Source organism: Aquirufa rosea, from assembly GCF_004118285.1.
GTDB classification, from domain to species: Bacteria; Bacteroidota; Bacteroidia; order Cytophagales; family Spirosomataceae; genus Aquirufa; species Aquirufa rosea.
In genome coordinates this window covers 1-19,556 of sequence record NZ_SDHY01000005.1, presented here as the reverse complement: position 1 = coordinate 19,556, position 19,556 = coordinate 1, and the positions used below count along the sequence as shown (strand labels likewise).

Genomic DNA, 19,556 nt, shown 5'->3' with positions numbered 1-19,556 from the left:
ATGATAAAAGAATTTTTACAAGCGCTTGATAGTGAAATTGCTCCCATGGAACAGGGCAAACAACCTGCTGAGCTGTATGAACCTATTCAATATTTAATGTCTTTGGGCGGGAAGCGAATCCGTCCGGTCATGTGTTTGATGGCTTATTCTTTGTTTCGAGAAGATTGGAAGTCTCAAGTAAAGCCCGCATTATCGATTGAGGTATTTCACAATTTTACCCTGATGCATGATGATATCATGGACAAAGCTCCTCTGAGAAGAGGTAAGCAAACTGTTCATGAGAAATGGAATGATAATATTGCTATCTTATCAGGTGATGTGATGTTGGTGGAAGCCTATCAATTATTAAATCAAATTCAAGGCTTGAGTCTGTCACAGTTTCAGCATGTATTGGCTCGTTTTAGTAGAACGGCAGCAGAAGTGTGCGAGGGTCAGCAATGGGATATGAATTTTGAGGATAGGGCTGATGTGCAGATTTGGGAGTATTTGGAAATGATTCGATTGAAGACTTCGGTTTTACTGGGTTTTTCCATGGAAATGGGCGGTTTATTGGCCCAGGTGGATTCAGCTACTGCCCAAAAATTATATCAAATTGGAGAATTGGTGGGATTGGGTTTCCAGCTTAAGGACGACTTATTGGATGTGTATGGAGATCCTGAGAAATTTGGGAAACAGGTAGGTGGAGATATTATTGCGAATAAAAAAACCTATTTGTTGATACGTGCTTTGGAATTAGCAAAAGGTTCTGTTCAAGAGAATTTGGCCTATTGGATAGGATTAAAACAGTTTGATGCCGAGGAAAAGGTGAAAGCGGTGACTGAAATCTATAACCAACTGTCTCTTAAGCAGGCGGTGGAAGCGGAAATAAAATCCTATTTCGATCAGGCCTTTGCTTACATGGAGGCATTGGCATTACCACCAGAAAAGAAAAATACCCTGCTGGGCTTCATGACGGGGTTGGTTGATCGGGAAGTTTAATGTAGCTTTGTGGCAACTATGCGAGCTTCATACCGAAGCTTTTTATTTTATGGGTGATTCAATCAGCTTTATCATTATCATTATTACGGTTTTAGTTTCTTTGTTGTGTTGGCAGCGACCAAGCCTCATGGACAAAATGACGATGAACCCATATGAGATTAGTCGAAGGAATGAATATTGGCGATTTATTACCTCAGGATTTATCCATGCAGACTTCTCGCACCTATTCTTTAATTTGTTTTCTTTCTTCTTTTTTGGATTGCAGTTGGAAAACATATTTTCTATTTTGTTTCCAGAGATAGGGCATATCATTTTCATCATATTTTATTTGACGGCCATTGTGGCAGCAGATTTGCCCACGTATTTCAAGCAATTAAAAAATCCGTATTTTAATTCCTTGGGGGCGTCTGGAGCTGTTTCTGCAGTTATTTTTGCTGGAATATTATTTTTTCCTACGGAGAAAATTTATTTGTTCGGAGTGTTAGGAATACCAGGTTTTATTTATGCTGGATTGTTTACTTGGTACTCCATCGCTATGGATCGTAGGGGAAGAGATTATGTGAATCATTCAGCTCATTTATATGGAGGATTGTATGGTTTAGTTTTTGTAAGCGCATTGTATCCTAAGGTGTGGTTGACTTTTGTAGAACAAGTAAAAGCGATGCTTTGGTAAGGAATCAAAAACATATTGCCATACTAGGTTCCACTGGCTCCATAGGTACGCAAGCTTTGGAGGTGATTGCTTTGCATGCAGATCAATTCAAAGTGGAAGTGCTTACGGCTCAAAGCAATGCCCAATTGCTCATTGAGCAATCATTGCAATTTTTACCTAGTCATGTGGTTATTGGGGATGAAGCACATTATCTCCGTGTCAAAGAGGCGTTGGCGCATTTTCCCATCGAAGTGCATGCAGGTGCGAAAAGCCTGGAGCATGTGGTATGTTTAGATGCGGTGGATGTGGTGCTAACGGCATTGGTTGGCTATGCGGGATTACTACCCACGGTTCGAGCTATTCAGGCAAAAAAGCCCATTGCTTTGGCAAACAAAGAAACATTGGTAGTCGCAGGGGCATTGATCATGCCTTTGGCGCAGCAAATGGGAGTGCCCATTTTACCAGTTGATTCGGAACATTCAGCCATATTTCAATGCTTAATGGGAGAATCACATAATCCTATTGAAAAGGTGATTTTAACGGCTTCGGGAGGTCCTTTCAGATCATGGACACGTGAGCAATTAGCCAAAGTGACAAGAGAGCAGGCCTTGAAACATCCTAATTGGACGATGGGAGCAAAGATTACGATTGACTCGGCTAGTTTAATGAATAAAGGACTAGAGGTGATAGAAGCTGCTTGGTTGTTCCAGGTGTATGCCTCGCAAATTGACGTAGTCGTACATCCGCAGTCCATTGTTCATTCTTTAGTACAGTTTCAAGATGGATCTATCAAGGCGCAGTTAGGTTTACCTGACATGAAATTGCCGATACAGTTTGCCTTAGGATATCCCAATCGTCTAGCGGCGGATTTTCCTCGTTTTAATTTTGCGGCATATCCCAATCTAACCTTTGAGCAGCCAGACATGGCTACTTTCAGAAACCTAGGCTTAGCCTTTCAGGCATTGGACAAGGGAGGAAATATGCCTTGTATCTTAAACGCAGCCAATGAAATAGCTGTGGCATCGTTTTTGAAAGACGAAATTGGATTTTTGGAAATGTCAGATCTAATAGAAGAAACGATGGACCGTGGAACTTTTTTGGAGAATCCTACATTAGAGGACTATGTTCAGAGTGATCAATTAAGTAGAGAATTAGCTACCCAATGGGTGGTTAACAATAGTAAAAAGCAATAAAGTAAGATTATGGAAGGTTTGATTATGGCGGGGCAATTGATTTTAGGATTGTCCATTTTAGTAACACTGCATGAGTTTGGTCATTTTATTACAGCGAAGTGGTTCAAAATGCGTGTCGACAAGTTTTATTTATTCTTTGACTTCCTATTTCCAATTCCTTCCTTATTAAACTTTGCTTTATTCAAAAAGAAAGTAGGGGATACGGAATATGGCTTAGGTTGGTTTCCGCTGGGAGGCTATGTTTCTATTGCGGGTATGATCGACGAGACGCAAGATGCAGCAACCTTAGCAAAGGAGCCCGAGCCATGGGAGTTTAGAGCTAAACCTGCTTGGCAGCGCTTGATCGTCATGCTGGGTGGTGTGATTGTTAATGTCATTACTGGAGTAATTATTTTCATTTCTTTAACTTATTCCAATGGCAATAATTTCATTTCCAAAGAGGAATTGAATAAAAATGGAATTGTAGCTCTAGATTTAGGCAAGCAAATAGGGTTAAAGACAGGAGATAAAATCATTAAGGTAAATGGGGAGGACTACAAACAACTATCGGATTTAAGATCTTCTGATGTGCTTTTAGGGGATAATTCCTATTACACAGTTTTACGTGATGGTAAAGAACTGACGATACGTATTCCTTCCAATTTCATTGGCCAATTAAGCGATAAACGTGCTGCATTCATTGAGCCAATGACCAAATTTAAGGTATTGGATGTAACGGCTCCCAATCCTCCAAGTTTATTGGATAAATGGATGGGGAAAGAATCAGAAGAAATGTTGCCTGCATTAGCAGCAGGTTTGAAGGCGGGGGATTATATCACAGCGGTGAACCAAACTCCTATCAACTATTATCATGAGATTCGTGAAGTGTTGCAGAAGGAAGCAGGTAAGCCTATCCGTTTAGCGATTCTTCGTCAGGGCAAAGCTGATACTTTAGATATGGTAGTTGCAAAAACTGGCCAGATAGGATTTCAGGCTGATATTTTAATGAAAATGTCACATGAGGATTATAGCTTTAGCCAATCCGTGGGTATAGGTACCAAACGAGCATTTTCTGTAATATCTGATAACATTCGTGGATTCAAGAAAATTGCTACTGGTGATGTGTCGGCTTCCAAAGCCTTGAGTGGACCTATTGGTATAGCTCAAATGTTTGGAGGCGTTTGGGACTGGACAAGATTTTGGATGCTGACAGGTCTTTTATCCATGGCATTAGCATTTTTTAATGTCTTACCTATTCCTGCCTTGGATGGGGGACATGCTATTTTCTTGATATACGAAATGATTACAGGTAAGCCAGCCTCTGACAAAGTGATGGAGAAAGCGCAGCAAATCGGTATGATTTTATTGCTTGCATTAATGGCTTACACCTTTGGTAATGACATATTTAAGGCCTTTTTTTAAGCGTTGAAAAACTGTTTAATAGCTTTTGTATTTTCTCTTTTCATTGCTTTGGAAAGTAATGCCAAGGAGTTAGTTCATCCTTTTCATACCAGTGTAACTGAATGTGTGTATAATGAAAAGGAAAAAACATGGGAGATAGCCATTCGTTTATTTCAAGATGATTTAGAGCTGGGATTAAGTGCATTTCATAGCAAGAAAATCAGCTTTGAAAAAACGCCCAACATGGATGAGCTACTTGAAAGCTATATTCGAAAGCATTTTGGTTTTCAGGTAAATAAACAATTGCAAACGCCTTATCGTTGGATAGGATGGGAGCCTAATCCAGATGTTATTTGGGTCTATTTAGAGATTCCAACGGATCAGGATTTGGCAGGGGTTTTTATCATGAATGATTTGTTGATTGAGCAATTTCCAGATCAAACCAATTTATTTCATTGTGCACGTGGTTCCAAAAAGAAATCTTTTTTGTTTCAAAAGAACCAAGTACTACACACCTTAGTTTGGTAAATTTCCTGCCAACTTGTCTTGTGGCATGATATTTGTTTATACTCCATGAGTTTTTCAAGAATGGAGAGTTAGATTTAATAAATGTGCGTATGAATAATCCAAATGACCTTTTTAAGCATTTGAACTTATCAGATATTTCCGATTTCGAAAATATTGAGTTAATACCTATCGGGGCAGAGGGCTTAGAAAACAATGACAAAATGAGTGTTTTGTCAGATGAGCTTCCCATTTTACCTATCAGGAATATTGTATTGTTCCCGGGCATGGTCATTCCCATCACCGTGAGTAGGCAGAAGTCTGTGAGGTTGGTGAAAAAAGCCTATAAGGGCGACCGCACGATTGGAGTATTGGTGCAGGCTAATAATTCAAAGGAAGAACCTCAGCCAGATGATTTATATAAAGTAGGAACCGTGGCGCACATTGTTAAGATGTTTGTTTTGCCAGGAGGTAATACCACCATCATTGTACAGGGCCGAAAGCGTTTTGAGGTTCGTGAGTTTATCAAGACAGAGCCCAACCTGATTGCCAAAGTGAATTATTTGGAAGATAATTTTCCAAAGAAACTGAATAGAGAGAATAAAGCGCTGATTTCCACTTTGAAGGAATCGGCACTAAAGATATTGAATTTGAATCCTGAGATTCCTCGGGAGGCACAGATTGCTCTGGATAATATCGATTCCTCTGCCTTCTTGATTCATTTTCTTTCTTCCAACATCAATGCAGAATTAAAAGACAAACAAGCCTTATTGGAAACCTTGGATGGGATTGAACAAGCCACCCATTTGTTGGAATACATGATGAAAGAAATCCAGCATTTGGAGTTGAAGCGGGAAATTCAAAGCAAGGCTACAAGTGATATCGACCAGCAACAGCGGGATTATTATATTCGTCAGCAAATCAAAGTGTTGCAAGAGGAGCTGGGTGTAGAGAGTCCTGAGCAAGAATTGGATGGACTACGTGCTAGAGGTGCCAAGAAAAAATGGTCGAAGGAAGTCAATGACTTTTTCTTGAAGGAATTGTCCAAACTACAGAGAACTAATTCGATGTCGGGTGAATATCCGATGCTCATGAATTTTGTTGAGTTGCTAGTAGATTTACCTTGGGCAGAATATACCAAGGATCATTTCGACTTAGTGAAGGCTAAAAAGATATTGGATGCTGATCACTTTGGTTTGGAAAAAGTCAAAGAGAGAATTATTGAATATTTGGCTGTGTTGAAGATGAAGGGCGACATGAAAGCGCCAATTCTTTGTTTATATGGCCCTCCGGGGGTAGGTAAAACATCTTTAGGGAAAAGTATTGCCAAAGCCTTGGGACGAAAGTATGTGCGCATGGCTTTAGGAGGTTTGAGGGATGAGGCGGAAATTCGTGGTCATAGAAAGACTTACATTGGGGCTATGCCGGGTAAGGTGATTCAAAACATTAAGAAATCGGGTTCTTCTAATCCAGTATTTATATTGGATGAGATAGATAAGGTAGGAGCTGACCATCGCGGAGACCCATCTTCGGCATTGTTAGAGGTATTAGATCCTGAACAAAACAACAGCTTTTTGGATAATTATTTGGAGGTAGAATACGATTTATCTCGGGTGATGTTCATTGCCACGGCCAACAACTTGGATACCATTCATCCTGCCCTGCGCGATAGAATGGAGATTATTGAAGTGAGTGGTTATACCATCGAAGAAAAGGTACAAATTGCTAAGAAACATTTATTGCCTAAGCAGAAGAAAGAGCATGGTTTAGATAAAGCTAATTTTACCATGACTGATGCTGCCATTCAAAAAGTGGTAGAGGGTTATACCCGTGAGTCTGGGGTACGTAAATTGGAGCAAGAATTAGGAAAGGTGGTGCGTAAAATCACAAAATCCATTGCAGTCGGGGAGGAATATCCTCATAAGATTCAAGCGGCAGATGTGGTGCGTTTGTTGGGTCAAGAGATTTTTGAAAATGACTCTTACGAGAGTAATGAATATGCAGGTGTAGTAACAGGTTTAGCATGGACACCGGTTGGAGGGGATATTTTGTACATTGAGACCTTATTGAATCGAGGAAAAGGCCAATTGACATTATCAGGTCAATTGGGCGATGTGATGAAGGAATCTGCCATGGCTGCGTTGAGTTTTTTGAAAGCCCATGTCGATTTATTGGACATCGATTATCGAATTTTTGATCAATATAATTTGCATATCCATGTACCAGCAGGAGCAGTTCCTAAAGATGGTCCTTCGGCAGGTATTACTATGTTGACCGCTATAGCTTCCGCTTTGACCCAACGTAGGGTAAAACCCAATTTAGCCATGACTGGCGAAATTACCCTGAGAGGAAAGGTTTTACCAGTTGGGGGAATCAAGGAGAAGATTTTGGCGGCAAAAAGAGCGGGAATCAAGGAGATAATTTTGTGCCACAAGAACAAAAAGGATATTGAGGAAATTGAAGCAAGGTATATTACGGATTTAACGTTTCATTATGTGGAAAATGCCATGGAGGTTTTAGCCTTGGCTTTATTGCATGAAAAAGTGAAGAATCCAGTACAGTTTGTGCTTCAGAATGAGGCTAAGCCCAACTCATCGGTAGCGGTATAGGTGATTTCACCCAAGTCCAAAGCGTATTGAATAATTCGAATGGCTTCTTCTTTGGAAAGAGGTCTTAGGCAGTCAACCAGATTTTGTAGGCTCAAGGAGCCATGTTGTAAATAATGCAAAATCAGTTTTCGCTCGCTGGCATGATTTTCTGGATTGGCCTCCCCTGTGGAGGCCTTTTTTTGTTCGATGCAGGTATCACAAATCCCACATTTTTTATCTAGACTTTCTCCAAAATAAGCGGTTAAAAGTCTTGTTCGACAAATCTTATTATTTCTAACATAATGTTCTACTGATTTTATTTTGGCAAGGTGATTATCTCTTTTTTTGTGATAAGCACTCCAATCAATGGGAAGTTGAGAAACGGAGGCTCTTGGCGTCAATAACGTTAATTTGGGAAGACCATTCTGTTTGTTATAATCCAAAATTTCAAATTTTTCCAATAAGGTTAAACTTCGTTCAACATCGGTAATGGGGGCTTTGAATTGTTGGGCAATGGCCGCTTCGGAAATAGGAACAAACTGTTGGTATAAATTGCCGCCGAACATCCTTAAGAGGCATTTGATGAATGACTCAAATCGTTCATTTCGAATTTGGAAATCATAGAGGGCGGTAGCCGAAACGTTAATTTTAATTTTAGAAGGGTTTTGGTAAGCCTCGTTCAAGAGAATCAAGCCCTCACTTTCCAATGTTTTTAGGGCAAAAAAAGTTTCGGAAGCAGGCAAATTAAAGCGCTTAGCCATTTGAGTCCACTCAAAATCATAGTGCATTAATTCTCCGCTGCCTTCTGGAATTTGGAGGTAATTGCTCAGGGCTTGATAGACTTTTTTTAAGGTATCTGCTTCGGGGAATGATTTGGTCCAATTTGCTTGTAATTCCAGGATATCTTTTTCTTCCCAGAGGACAGCGGCATAGGCTTTTTTTTCATCTCTTCCTGCTCTTCCTGCTTCCTGGTAGTAAGCCTCTAGGGAATCTGGTAAGTCCAGATGGACGACCAAACGTACATCAGGCTTATCGATACCCATGCCAAAGGCATTGGTGGCTACCATGCATTGAATACCATTTTCAATCCAGTTTTTTTGACGGGAGCTTCGATCTAGGGGGCTCAGGCCTGCATGGTAAAAAGTGCTGGATATGCCACTTTTTTCTATCAGATCACTGATTTGCTGCGTTTTTTTTCTATTTCTAACGTAAACAATGGAAGACCCAGGTACTCGCTGCAGCATTTGGATCAGCTTTTTCTCTTTATTTTCTTCCCAAATCACCGAATAGGAGAGATTGGGCCTACTAAAACTTTTTTGGAATATGGCTGGATTTTTTAATTCCAGTTTTTGAATGATATCGGTTTTGACTTCAGGGTTAGCGCTGGCAGTTAAAGCTAGGCAAGGAATTTGTGGAAACAGATTTTTGAATTGCGCGATTTCTAGGTAGGGAGGTCGAAAATCATAACCCCATTGAGAAATGCAATGTGCTTCATCCACTGCCAATAATGAAATATTCATCTGCTTGGCCCTTTCCAAAAATAAATCAGTCTTTAAGCGCTCAGGAGAAACATATAAAAATTTGATATGGCCATAAATGCAGTTATCCAACAGGATATCTATTTGCCGAGGATGCATTCCAGAGTAAATGGCTTCTGCAGGGATATTTCGTTGTTTTAATTGGTTGACTTGATCTTGCATCAGGGCAATCAAGGGAGAAATTACCAGGCAAATTCCTTCCATGGCTATAGCAGGCACTTGGAAGCAAATGGATTTTCCACCACCAGTAGGTAATAAGGCAAGCGTATCTTTTTTGTCCAGAATGGAATGAATGATTTCTTCCTGAAGAGGTCGAAAGGTGTCATATCCCCAATATTTTTTCAATATGGACTGTATTTCCTGCATAGTTGATTCAAAGCTACCAAAAAAATACGCATGGCGTTTCAGGGCTAATTGGAGAAATTAGGAATTGGCTTCATAATTAATCTAAAATCATGGTGAAATTCTGTACGATTCCAATTAAATTTAAGAATAAATATATGTGTATGTTGACAGAAAAGGACAAAATTCAATTAGAGAAGAGGAAAATAAGTGAGCAAGAAATTATTCAACAAGTTGATTATTTTAAACAAGGATTTCCTTGGATGAAATTGGACCAGGCGGCCAGTATTGGTCATGGTATAATTCACTTGAGTGATGCGGATGTAAGTCATTATGTCAAACGATTTGAAGATGCCAAAAGAACATTGTCCATTTTAAAAATGGTACCAGCATCAGGTGCGGCTACCCGGATGTTTAAATCACTATTTGAACATTTATCGGAATCTAAACCAAATAAGGAATCGACTATATTCTTTGATCGACTAAGTGAATTTGCTTTTGCTCCCGAATTAAAGAAATTGTTGCCTGAGTGGTCAACTGAGCAAGAAATATTAGAAAACTTGTTGTTGAATAAAGGACTAGATTACGGCTCATTACCAAAAGGATTATTATCATTTCATTATTATGAAGATGGGGTGAGAACACCTCTTGAGGAACATTTAGTGGAGGCGGTAGAATATGCTTCTGATGGTAAGGATGCCTACTTACATTTTACTGTTTCTCCGGAACATCGTTCAAGGTTTGATGCCTTGGTAAAAAAGGTGTTACCTAAATTGGAGGAAAAGCATCAGATTAAGTTTCATATTAGTTTCTCTGAACAAAAACCGAGTACGGATACGGTGGCAGTGGATTTGGACAATAATTTATTCAGGGAGGCGGATGGTTCCTTGTTGTTTAGACCTGCAGGCCATGGAGCTTTATTGGAAAATTTAAATGATTTGGATGCAGATTTGATATTCATTAAAAATATCGACAATGTGGTTCCAGATAAATTAAAGGATAGTACTATTTTGTATAAGAAAGCCTTGGGGGGATTATTGGTAGAGATTTTAGATAAGCTAAAAATGTATAGCCAAACCTTGAAAGGGCAGGTAAGTGCTTCTGAATTACACGAAATGCAAGAATTTGCATCGACATACTTGGGAATTCAACCTGGAAAATCTTGGGATCAGCATAGTCAGGAGGAGAAAGTTGCATTGTTTAAAAAGATTTTCAATCGGCCCACCCGAATTTGTGGGGTGGTTAAAAATACAGGTGAGCCAGGAGGAGGGCCATTTTGGTGTCGAGACCAAGAAGGGAATAGTACCTTGCAATTGGTGGAGTCTGCACAAGTTAATATGGCAGATGAATCCCAGAAAGCCATTTTTATTGGGTCAACGCATTTTAATCCGGTGGATTTAGTATGTGCTACGAAGGATGTGAATGGAAAGCCATTCGACTTACTTCAATACCGAGATATGAGTACTGGATTTATAACAGAAAAAACCAAGGATGGGAAAAAATTGAAGGCGCAAGAATTGCCAGGACTGTGGAATGGTGCCATGGCTTATTGGAATACCATATTTGTGGAAGTACCTTTAGACACCTTTAATCCGGTTAAAACAGTAATTGATTTATTAAGGCCAGCTCATCAAAACTAATAATCGTTTTGTTCCTGAATAAAAAGGAATTAATTTTGCGGCCTTTGGAATAAGATATTAAAGAAAGTATATAAATGCTTGATTACAAAAACCTTGCTTGGTTTCCAGGCAAGGTTTTTTTTATCCAAGACATTGGTCAAAATTATCAAGTATTTGGTTCAATTTTGAGTAGGAAAGGCTACTTTTGTGCTCTTAATCTTGTAGATGAGTTGCTGGTAATTAACTCGAAATAAGACAATAGATTTGTCAACTTTTTAAAAGTTGACAAATCTATTCTCAGAGGTAAAACTTAGCGTTAAATCATACCGATAAAGAAAAATTTAAAAAACACAAAGAATTACTATGGCATTAGAACAAACTTGGCGTTGGTTCGGACCTAATGATCCGGTGAGTTTATCGGATGTCCGCCAAGCGGGAGCAACGGGTATTGTGACAGCATTGCATCAGATACCCAATGGGGTAGTTTGGGAATTAAATGATATTTTGGAGCGGAAACGCATGATTGAGGCGGCAGGATTGACCTGGTCTGTCATTGAAAGTATTCCGGTTCATGAGGCGATAAAAACTCGCTCAGGCAATTTTAAAAAATACATTGAAAATTATAAGCAGTCGATACGGAATCTAGCTAAAGCTGGGCTGGATACTGTTTGTTATAATTTTATGCCCATTTTGGACTGGACAAGAACCGATTTAGATTTTGAGTTACCAGATGGTTCCAGGGCTTTGCGATTTGATGCAGCTGAGTTTGCGGCATTTGAATTGTTTTTATTAAAAAGGCCAAGCGCAGAAAACCACTACAGCGCAGAACAAATTCAGCGGGCAAAGGAATGGTTTGATCAATCAAGCCCTTCTCAACGAGAAAAATTAATCCGCAATGTTATTGCTGGCTTACCTGGCAGTGAGGAAAGTTTTACTTTAGTGTCCTTCCAAGAGGCTTTAGATACTTATGCCCATGTTGGCGAGGAAGAATTAAGAGCGCATTTATATGAATTCATTAGGGAAATTACTTCAGTTGCTGAGGAAGCAGGCGTAAATTTGTCTATTCATCCAGATGATCCTCCCTATCCAATATTAGGATTACCTCGCGTGGTGAGCACTGAATCAGATGCACAGCAGTTACTGGCAGCTTATGAAAGTCCAAACAATGGCTTATGTTTTTGTACAGGTAGTTATGGGGTAAGGGCTGACAACGATTTGGTAGGTATGGTGGAACGAATGGGCAGTCGAATTAATTTTATTCATTTACGCGCCACCCGAAGAGATGAGTTTGGTAATTTTTATGAGGCGGATCATTTAGATGGAGATGTGGACATGTTTGGAGTGATGAAAGCTTTAGTAGTGGAACAAAGAAATCGAATGTCTGCGGGTAGAAAAGATGTCAGAATGCCATTTAGGCCCGATCATGGACACAAGATGTTAGATGATTTGCAGGCAGGGAAAAAGACAAATCCAGGCTATACAGCGATTGGTCGATTGAGAGGCTTGGCGGAGTTGAGAGGATTAGAGTTGGGTATTGAGGGCTTTTTGAAATAAAATTGCCAATCTATATTTTGAATTCTATTTCTATTTGCTAACTTTGCACCCCCGTTACTATAGCATTACTCTATCCAAATGAGTTTTAGTCAATTAAGGGAATTAAAAAGATTTAAAATTTTAAACGGTAATTATTTAAAATGCCAACTATTCAGCAATTAGTGCGCAAGGGCCGTGAGCAAATGACTTGGAAGTCTAAGTCACCAGCTTTGGATTCTTGTCCACAAAGAAGAGGGGTTTGTACGCGTGTGTATACAACTACTCCAAAGAAACCAAACTCAGCTATGCGTAAGGTAGCTCGTGTTCGTTTGACTAACCAGAAAGAGGTGAATGCCTACATTCCAGGAGAAGGTCACAATTTGCAAGAGCACTCGATCGTATTGATTCGTGGTGGACGTGTGAAGGACTTACCAGGTGTACGTTATCACATCATTCGTGGAGCATTGGATACTGCCGGTGTATCTGGTCGTTTACAATCTCGTTCAAAGTATGGTGCTAAGCGTCCTAAACCAGGTCAAGCAGCAGCTCCAGCTAAGAAAAAATAATTTTTTTACACAAAGATCCAGTATGCCTAGGTGAAGGCAGAAGGTTGGGTCGACATTAAACTTTAACACCATGAGAAAGGCGAAACCAAAAAAGCGCTATTTATTACCAGACCCTAAATTTAGGGATGTATTAGTAACCAAGTTTGTCAACAATTTGATGTACGACGGTAAAAAATCTGTGGCGTTCACAATTTTTTACGATGCTTTAGATAAAGTGGAAGAGCGTACTAAGGAGAATGGATTAGAAACTTGGAAAAAAGCATTAAACAATGTAATGCCATCTGTAGAAGTGAAGAGCCGCCGTGTAGGTGGAGCTAACTTTCAGGTTCCAACGGAAGTACGAGCTGAACGTAAAGTTGCGTTAGGAATGAAGTGGTTGATTGGATATGCTAGAAAAAGAGGTGACAAAACGATGATGGATCGCTTAGCGAATGAAATCATTGCTGCATCTAAAGGTGAAGGAGCTGCTGTGAAGAAGAAAGATGATACACACCGCATGGCGGAGGCGAACAAAGCGTTCTCACACTTCCGTTTTTAATGATTGTATTTTTAAGGAGGCCAACCGCAGGGTTGGCCTTTTTTATTTAAGCTGATTTTTATCACAATTGGAGAATTTGGCAAATCTTGATAAAATGTTTAGCTTTGGTCAGTTCCTATTAAATCCCCATTAACAAATGATTTCAAAGAAGGCAAAGTATGCTTTGAAGGCGTTGAAAGTGTTAGCTCAGGCTTATGAAAAAGGCCCATTGTTGATTTCTCACATTGCAGAATCAGAGAATATTCCTAAAAAGTTTTTAGAAGCTATTTTGTTGGAATTAAGAAATCATGGAATACTTCAAAGTCAGAAAGGCAAAGGTGGCGGATATTATTTACGTATTCCACCAAGTCAAGTGACTTTTGCTAAAATCATTCGTATTGTAGATGGACCTATCGCTCCAGCGCTTTGTGTTTCTTTGCATTTTTATGGCAAGTGTGATGATTGTGCCAATGAGGAAACTTGTAAGTTGCGCTCTGTTTTAGCCAAGTGGCGTGATGCCAACCTATCCGTTTTGGAAAAAACTACCTTAGAGGAGTTAATCTAATCTATTCGTATAAGTGGTCTAAGTTTTTTTCTTTTACTTCTTCCGTATCAAGTTCAAGGAATTCCTCCCAGAAAGGATTGTTAGGTACTGCAGCTTTACAGATGATTGGAGTTTTCTTGATGGGGTGAATGAAATATAATCGGCGGGCATGCAGGTTAATACTTCCGTCTGGGTTGGGTCGGTCATATCCGTATTTAATATCTCCACGAATAGGGCAGCCCAAGGTGGCAAGTTGCACTCGAATTTGATGAGGTCTACCTGTAAGAGGTTCTACCTCAATTAGATAGTACAAATTTATTTTCCCTAATAATTTGTAGTTTAATTCCGCTTTTTGAGCTTTGTCTTCAGGATAATCATAGGCCGTAGTGGTGTTTTTGGCCTCATTTTTTAGGAGCCAATGGGTTAGTTTTCCCTTAGTAGGATCTGGTTTTCTGCGGGTAACTGCCCAATATGTTTTTTGAATTTCTCTTTTGCGAAAGAGTTCCATCATACGTTCCAAGGCTTTGGATGTACGAGCAAAAACGACTAATCCACTGACTGGTCGGTCTAACCGATGTACAGGGTGTAAAAAAACGGCCCCTGGTTTTTGGTATTTTTCCTTGATATAGTCCTTTAATACGTCGGTCAAAGTACGGTCGCCCGTACTATCTCCTTGAACAAGAATTCCTGCTCTTTTATTGACAATTAGGAGGTGATTATCCTCGTATATGATGTGGTAGTCTTTCATTCTAGTTCTTCTGAAAGGTCTGAATTGGCTCAGGCTTGCGATGACAAAGTTAGGACAATTAATTTGTAAAATTTTTCAGTAATAGATTGGAATAAGGTATTTAATGTATAATAAACTAATGAGATTCTTAAATTCCCCAATTAAATCATTTTTTCTAATTTAGTTCAATAGTGTAATTCCATGCATTTTCTGCTTTTTCAAGAAAAAAGTTATTTTCTTCCAATTGATTGAATTTAAATCTATAAGATTCACATCAAAGAGTATAACTAAATGAAATAAGCAATGACCTACCCAATAGGGGATTAGTTAAGGAGGAAGTTCCATAATCCGAAATTGTTATGAATTTTTTCTCTGTATTGTTCAATAAGTTAATTCCTCTAAGCGCAATTGACCAAGATGATTTTTCCGGACGATAGAGGATTGAAAAATCCAAAAAATGTAATGGACTTGCATTAGTGCTGTACTGAAAAGATTGCGATTCAAATCGGTAGGCTATTTTTTTTACACTAAAGAATAATTGGAATTGGTTTCTGAGGGTAAAATTTTCAAACAAAGTGCTATTGTTCTCAATTGCATTATAGTAGGAATGAAAAATATTTTGGATGGAAAAGCCTTTTAAATAACCTGTGGAGAACCCCATTCCAAGATGAAAAGTTGAAGATTCATTAATTCTAAGTTGGGATTTATTAACAATATTGGGAAACTGATAGGAGGTGAACTCAACAATACTTTTCAAATTAATGGAAAGTGGTTGGACAAAAAAGTTTACTTCAAGTTTAGTATTGGTCATTGTATTCGACTGGTCTAACCAAATATTTTTTTGAATAATATTCAGATTAGTAATTTCTTGGGACTGATAATAATCACTATTTATCTTGGAATGTCTATAACTGAAATTATAGTATAGGTTATTTTGAATGCTATTACTTAAACTAAGGGTATGAGTGTATAAAATTGGGATATTGGTTAGATTTGAATCAAGCCGAATATGTCGACTATTTAAAAAAACACTATCGGTTAAAATATAATTACGGTAGTTTGATTTATTTGATTTTGAGTTTCTATATTCAATAAATTGACCTAAAAATGGAAAACTTGTTTTAAATGAATAGTTGAAAATAGAGTAATTATTTTCGTGCCCATTATTGTCTATTCTATTTTCTTCGTGGTTGACGGTGAAGTTATAGTCCAGTTTGGAAATCTTACCTTTTAAAGTTTGAGACAAATTAATGGATTTTTCGGAATATCTGGAAAGGCCGAAATTGAATATCGTCTGCTTAATTTGATTCGCATCCAATTTAGTTTCAGCAATTAAAATTTTAGGAATAAAAACTTGAATCAATTGGAATGTGTTTTTTATTAAATGATTCCGGTGATTGATTAATTGGAATTTGTCTACTGGGGGTATTAATTTATATAAATAATGGAGATCATAATCATTAGTATTAATTAGGCTTTGAAAGGTATAAATGAGAGCAGAATTAGGGCCCAACTTAGAAGTAATGATAACATTAGCTAAATGGTCCCTTTGTTGAAAATTTTGATTTGAGTTGAAGTCTATAGCCGAATTAATTACTTGTTCTGTTGAATTAAATAGTGAAGCTTCGGTATAATGGTATTTCCACTCAATATTTAAATTTTTAGATGCTTGATATTTGGAATAAATCGAATTTAACCAATAATCCAATATGGTTTTTTCATGTCGATTATCAGATATGCTGAAGGATTGGTTTGGCAAGTTGATAGAGCTAGCATTTTCTTGTATAATAGAATATTTATCTTTTAACCTAGCGCTTGTTACCTTAATTTTAAACTTATTATGAAGTTTAAAGATTGAGTTAAGCTCTAATTGAAGTTGATTATTTCGATTCGTTTTTTGTAAATCCGAATTTAAAAAGGAGGGGCCAAATGGAATTAATTTTTCAGGTAGAAAGGAGTAAGTGGCAATATCAGAATTAACATTGGAAAATTCTATGCTGGAGTTATTGTTTCCGATATTGTTAAAAGAGCCATTGATGATACTTTTGATTTTTGGTGTATTGATTAATGTATTATTTTTAATTTGAAGTGCGTTAAGTGAACTTTCTATGATTCCTGCATCTATATTGCTGGAATTAGACAAGGTAAATTTTTTCTTAAAAGTTAGATTTAAGGCAACCTCTTCTGAGCTGCCCAAGTTATTAATAATTGAATTCTCGGTAAAATGTTCAATGGCTTGAACTTCATCTATATCATCAATGGCAATGTTTTTAGTGGCTAGGCTATAATTTTGGTCTAACAAGTTTTCCCCGTCTAATAGTACTGTCTGGATTCTCTTATTTTTATATTTTATTTTGCCTGAATATTCATCCACCGTAATTCCAGGTAGCCTCTTAAGTAAATCTTCAATTTTTTGGTCACCGGGAAGTTTTAGTGCTTGAACTTTGTATAGTAATGTATCTTGATTTTGATAAATAGGTTTTGCTTTAACATAAACCTCTTCCAACAGATAGGTTGTGTCCGGCTGGAGGCAAATTAGATGGAGATTCCTAATTGTCTCTTGATCTTGAAATTGTTGGCAATAGCTTTGATATCCTAAGGAATTTACAGTCAGCCTTATACTTATATTCTTAGGAATTTCAATAGAAAGAAATCCATTTTCTATTTGAGTGAAATTGATATGGTTTTCAAGTGAATCCTCCACGATAGCTATACCCTGAAGTATCATTTTACCAGTTCTTCCATCCAAAATTTTGGCATTGATTTTAGGATTTTGTGAAAGACAATTGAATGATAAACCTATAAAAACAATCCCTATGACCCCCAAAATTGTTTTGTATGAATTGCCCTTGTCAGTCATTTTAGGCAGTTTGTTTATCCGCTTATAAACACCTAATCGTTTAAATTTATACCCCTTCCTAGCTGTAATGCTGGATATTTAATTTCAATTTCATTGCTTTTAATGTAGTTTTCATCTCCAGGAATATGATCTTCAGCTCTTGATTTGAGCTTGGCAATAATACTTTTCCAAGTAGTTATATATATTGAAACAAAATCTAGGTGAGAAATGTATTTACTATGATACTTTGTATATGAAGGAATATGGTTAATTGTGTTTTTAGAAAAATTGATGCTTTTCGCTAAATATTTTATTTCTTCATCTGTTGAATATACTTCAAGAATTAAACCAGGTAGTCCCCCAAACTTATATGGACCATTGTTTACGGGTATTTTTTTAGTAAAATAAGCAAAATAGTCTCTACCTCTGAAATGTGTTTGTGCCTTTTGACAAGGGTATCCAAGAATTGATTTTATTTCTTTTCCTATTTTCCATTTCATCGGATGTAATGAATCAACAACATAAAAGCGTTTTGTCATTATTGACTCGGAATAATAGAGTTTATTTTCTTTTTTAATTTTTTCAAAGATGTAACCTCCTGGTGTTGTGACGTTCAATGTAATATCATTTAGATTATTTACATTTGCTTCTTGAGCTTTATAAGTGGAAAAATCGTCGAATATTTTCACATCAAAATTGATAATATCGCCTCCTTTGAATAGACTATAAACTACATTGATTTCTGAATTTTGTCCTAGAGATTTAATCCCCCAAAGGGTGAAAAATAGAGTTATGACTATTATTCTCATTTTCATTTAGAGTTAATTATAATTTGTACTTAATATATTATCAGGATAATCTTCAATTTGGATTACCCTGATAATCATCATTTTCGAAAATTATTCCCCCAGAGCTATAGCGGCTTTTCGCACTTCTCTGTAAGCAGCATCACAAGCATCAATAAGTGTCGTTCTACATTTTGTAACTGAGATTGTTACATCCCTATTTTCAAGTTTTATGGTTGCAGTACAACATTGGGCAAAATATAAACTAGTACCTTTGGATTTGGTTGATATGGCTGCAAGCCCAATAAGGATTGCAATAGCCATTACCTTTTGAAGTTTTGCGTAGTTTCTTGTCAAGTTCATTTGAACAAATAGTAATTAATTCCCCCTACTCTTTATGGGTTTTTCGGGATTCACCAAGCTTGGCCAACTTGATGTAAAGCTCATGGATATTTAAGCTTCTTTTGTAGGGAAAGAAGTCCTATTTTTCTCCTATTTTTGATGAGTTTCTGTTTTTTATAGGTAGAGATTTACTTATGATGTATTTAAATTTTAAAATTTCGAATGAATCTTCTGAATTCTTTTTTTCCATGACTGCCAATCTTTTTGGCAATGTTTTCACGATGTTTCTTGGTGGTAAAAGCGGAGATATGCAATTGCTGAGCGATCTCTTGAGAGGTAAATCCTAGTTGAATGAGCCGAATGATTTCCAATTCACGGAGGGTGAATTCCTCCTGGGGGAGATGATTTAACATGAGGTATTAATTATTAGGGTTAAGGTATTGGGCTCAATATTATTAAAAATTCTTCATTAGTTCCATCAGGCTAAATTTTCTTCATTTTTTTCTCCTTGTGTTTCAATGAATTAGGCGGTGGGGTATAATTTTTTTGTGCAATGATTTGGAATAAGGAAAATAAACCTACATCTTTGCACTCCGATTTAGCGACTACAACGGTAGTTGTTCGAAGTACGAGAGGCTTTATGGCTTAAAAGCGAATAAGAAAAAAAAGAATACGAAACTTTAAGTTTCGAATTTTTTTGTCTTCAAGTTTTTGAGTGATTTAAGGTTAATGTAAGTACAAAGAGTTCTTTGACGTGTTGATAAAAGGAAAAAGTTCATAATTATTTAAGTTAGTTATGAAGAGTAAAGAATAGCATTCAAGACAAGGATAAAGACAATTCTTATTATATATAAGAGCAAGTCAAACATCCAAAGAATATTTACAATGGAGAGTTTGATCCTGGCTCAG

The 19,556-nt window shown here is 37.5% G+C and carries 17 protein-coding genes; 11 read left to right on the top strand and 6 right to left on the bottom strand.

Annotated elements, in window-relative coordinates:
- The 6 genes from ESB04_RS08585 to lon all read left to right on the top strand — a co-directional run bounded on the left by ESB04_RS08585 (position 1) and on the right by lon (position 7,316).
- Positions 1 to 978, top strand: a complete 978-nt coding sequence (locus ESB04_RS08585) for a polyprenyl synthetase family protein (RefSeq protein WP_129027334.1) — start codon at positions 1 to 3, stop codon at positions 976 to 978.
- A 49-nt stretch (positions 979 to 1,027) separates the two neighbouring features.
- Positions 1,028 to 1,651 carry a rhomboid family intramembrane serine protease gene (locus ESB04_RS08580; protein ID WP_129027333.1) on the top strand — a complete coding sequence of 208 codons (624 nt, stop codon included), beginning with the start codon at positions 1,028 to 1,030 and terminating at the stop codon, positions 1,649 to 1,651.
- Positions 1,609 to 2,823, top strand: a complete 1,215-nt coding sequence (locus ESB04_RS08575) for a 1-deoxy-D-xylulose-5-phosphate reductoisomerase (RefSeq protein ID WP_235832208.1) — start codon at positions 1,609 to 1,611, stop codon at positions 2,821 to 2,823. Before ESB04_RS08580 ends, ESB04_RS08575 begins: the two co-directional genes overlap by 43 nt.
- Before the next feature lie 9 nt (positions 2,824 to 2,832).
- Positions 2,833 to 4,224, top strand: a complete 1,392-nt coding sequence (rseP, locus tag ESB04_RS08570) for an RIP metalloprotease RseP (RefSeq protein WP_129027331.1) — start codon at positions 2,833 to 2,835, stop codon at positions 4,222 to 4,224.
- Positions 4,225 to 4,227: 3 nt separating this feature from the next.
- Complete coding sequence (locus ESB04_RS08565; protein ID WP_129027330.1) at positions 4,228 to 4,731, top strand: DUF6702 family protein; 504 nt, start codon at positions 4,228 to 4,230, stop codon at positions 4,729 to 4,731.
- 89 nt (positions 4,732 to 4,820) lie between these two features.
- Positions 4,821 to 7,316, top strand: coding sequence for an endopeptidase La (gene lon / locus ESB04_RS08560; RefSeq protein WP_129027329.1), 2,496 nt, complete (start codon positions 4,821 to 4,823; stop codon positions 7,314 to 7,316).
- On the opposite strand, the gene ESB04_RS08555 is transcribed toward lon, so the two are convergent.
- Positions 7,277 to 9,199, bottom strand: a complete 1,923-nt coding sequence (locus ESB04_RS08555) for a RecQ family ATP-dependent DNA helicase (protein WP_129027328.1) — start codon at positions 9,197 to 9,199, stop codon at positions 7,277 to 7,279. The two genes, lon and ESB04_RS08555, sit on opposite strands and share 40 nt — an antisense overlap.
- 89 nt (positions 9,200 to 9,288) lie before the next feature.
- Between ESB04_RS08555 and ESB04_RS08550 the strand changes: the two genes are divergently transcribed.
- The 5 genes from ESB04_RS08550 (at position 9,289) to ESB04_RS08530 (ending at position 13,975) form a co-directional block, all read left to right on the top strand.
- On the top strand, positions 9,289 to 10,815 hold the full coding sequence (locus ESB04_RS08550; protein ID WP_235832207.1) for a DUF4301 family protein: 1,527 nt from the start codon (positions 9,289 to 9,291) through the stop codon (positions 10,813 to 10,815).
- A 342-nt stretch (positions 10,816 to 11,157) separates the two neighbouring features.
- On the top strand, positions 11,158 to 12,348 hold the full coding sequence (gene uxuA, locus ESB04_RS08545) for a mannonate dehydratase (RefSeq protein ID WP_129027326.1): 1,191 nt from the start codon (positions 11,158 to 11,160) through the stop codon (positions 12,346 to 12,348).
- A 140-nt stretch (positions 12,349 to 12,488) separates the two neighbouring features.
- Positions 12,489 to 12,893, top strand: coding sequence for a 30S ribosomal protein S12 (gene rpsL / locus ESB04_RS08540; RefSeq protein ID WP_109324130.1), 405 nt, complete (start codon positions 12,489 to 12,491; stop codon positions 12,891 to 12,893).
- 70 nt (positions 12,894 to 12,963) lie between these two features.
- A complete protein-coding gene (gene rpsG, locus ESB04_RS08535; RefSeq protein ID WP_109324129.1) occupies positions 12,964 to 13,431 on the top strand; it encodes a 30S ribosomal protein S7 in 468 nt (155 codons plus the stop codon).
- 136 nt (positions 13,432 to 13,567) lie between these two features.
- On the top strand, positions 13,568 to 13,975 hold the full coding sequence (locus ESB04_RS08530; RefSeq protein WP_109324128.1) for an RrF2 family transcriptional regulator: 408 nt from the start codon (positions 13,568 to 13,570) through the stop codon (positions 13,973 to 13,975).
- 1 nt (position 13,976) lies between these two features.
- Here the strand turns inward: ESB04_RS08530 and ESB04_RS08525 are convergent, their stop codons facing one another.
- The 5 genes from ESB04_RS08525 to ESB04_RS08505 all read right to left on the bottom strand — a co-directional run bounded on the left by ESB04_RS08525 (position 13,977) and on the right by ESB04_RS08505 (position 19,060).
- A complete protein-coding gene (locus ESB04_RS08525; RefSeq protein ID WP_129027325.1) occupies positions 13,977 to 14,702 on the bottom strand; it encodes an RluA family pseudouridine synthase in 726 nt (241 codons plus the stop codon).
- 253 nt (positions 14,703 to 14,955) lie between these two features.
- Complete coding sequence (locus ESB04_RS08520) at positions 14,956 to 17,541, bottom strand: hypothetical protein (protein WP_129027324.1); 2,586 nt, start codon at positions 17,539 to 17,541, stop codon at positions 14,956 to 14,958.
- Between the two features lie 32 nt (positions 17,542 to 17,573).
- Positions 17,574 to 18,335, bottom strand: a complete 762-nt coding sequence (locus tag ESB04_RS08515) for a GLPGLI family protein (RefSeq protein WP_129027323.1) — start codon at positions 18,333 to 18,335, stop codon at positions 17,574 to 17,576.
- Positions 18,336 to 18,419: 84 nt separating this feature from the next.
- On the bottom strand, positions 18,420 to 18,668 hold the full coding sequence (locus ESB04_RS08510; protein WP_164969625.1) for a hypothetical protein: 249 nt from the start codon (positions 18,666 to 18,668) through the stop codon (positions 18,420 to 18,422).
- A 182-nt stretch (positions 18,669 to 18,850) separates the two neighbouring features.
- On the bottom strand, positions 18,851 to 19,060 hold the full coding sequence (locus ESB04_RS08505; protein WP_129027321.1) for a response regulator transcription factor: 210 nt from the start codon (positions 19,058 to 19,060) through the stop codon (positions 18,851 to 18,853).
- Positions 19,061 to 19,556: the final 496 nt, after the last annotated feature.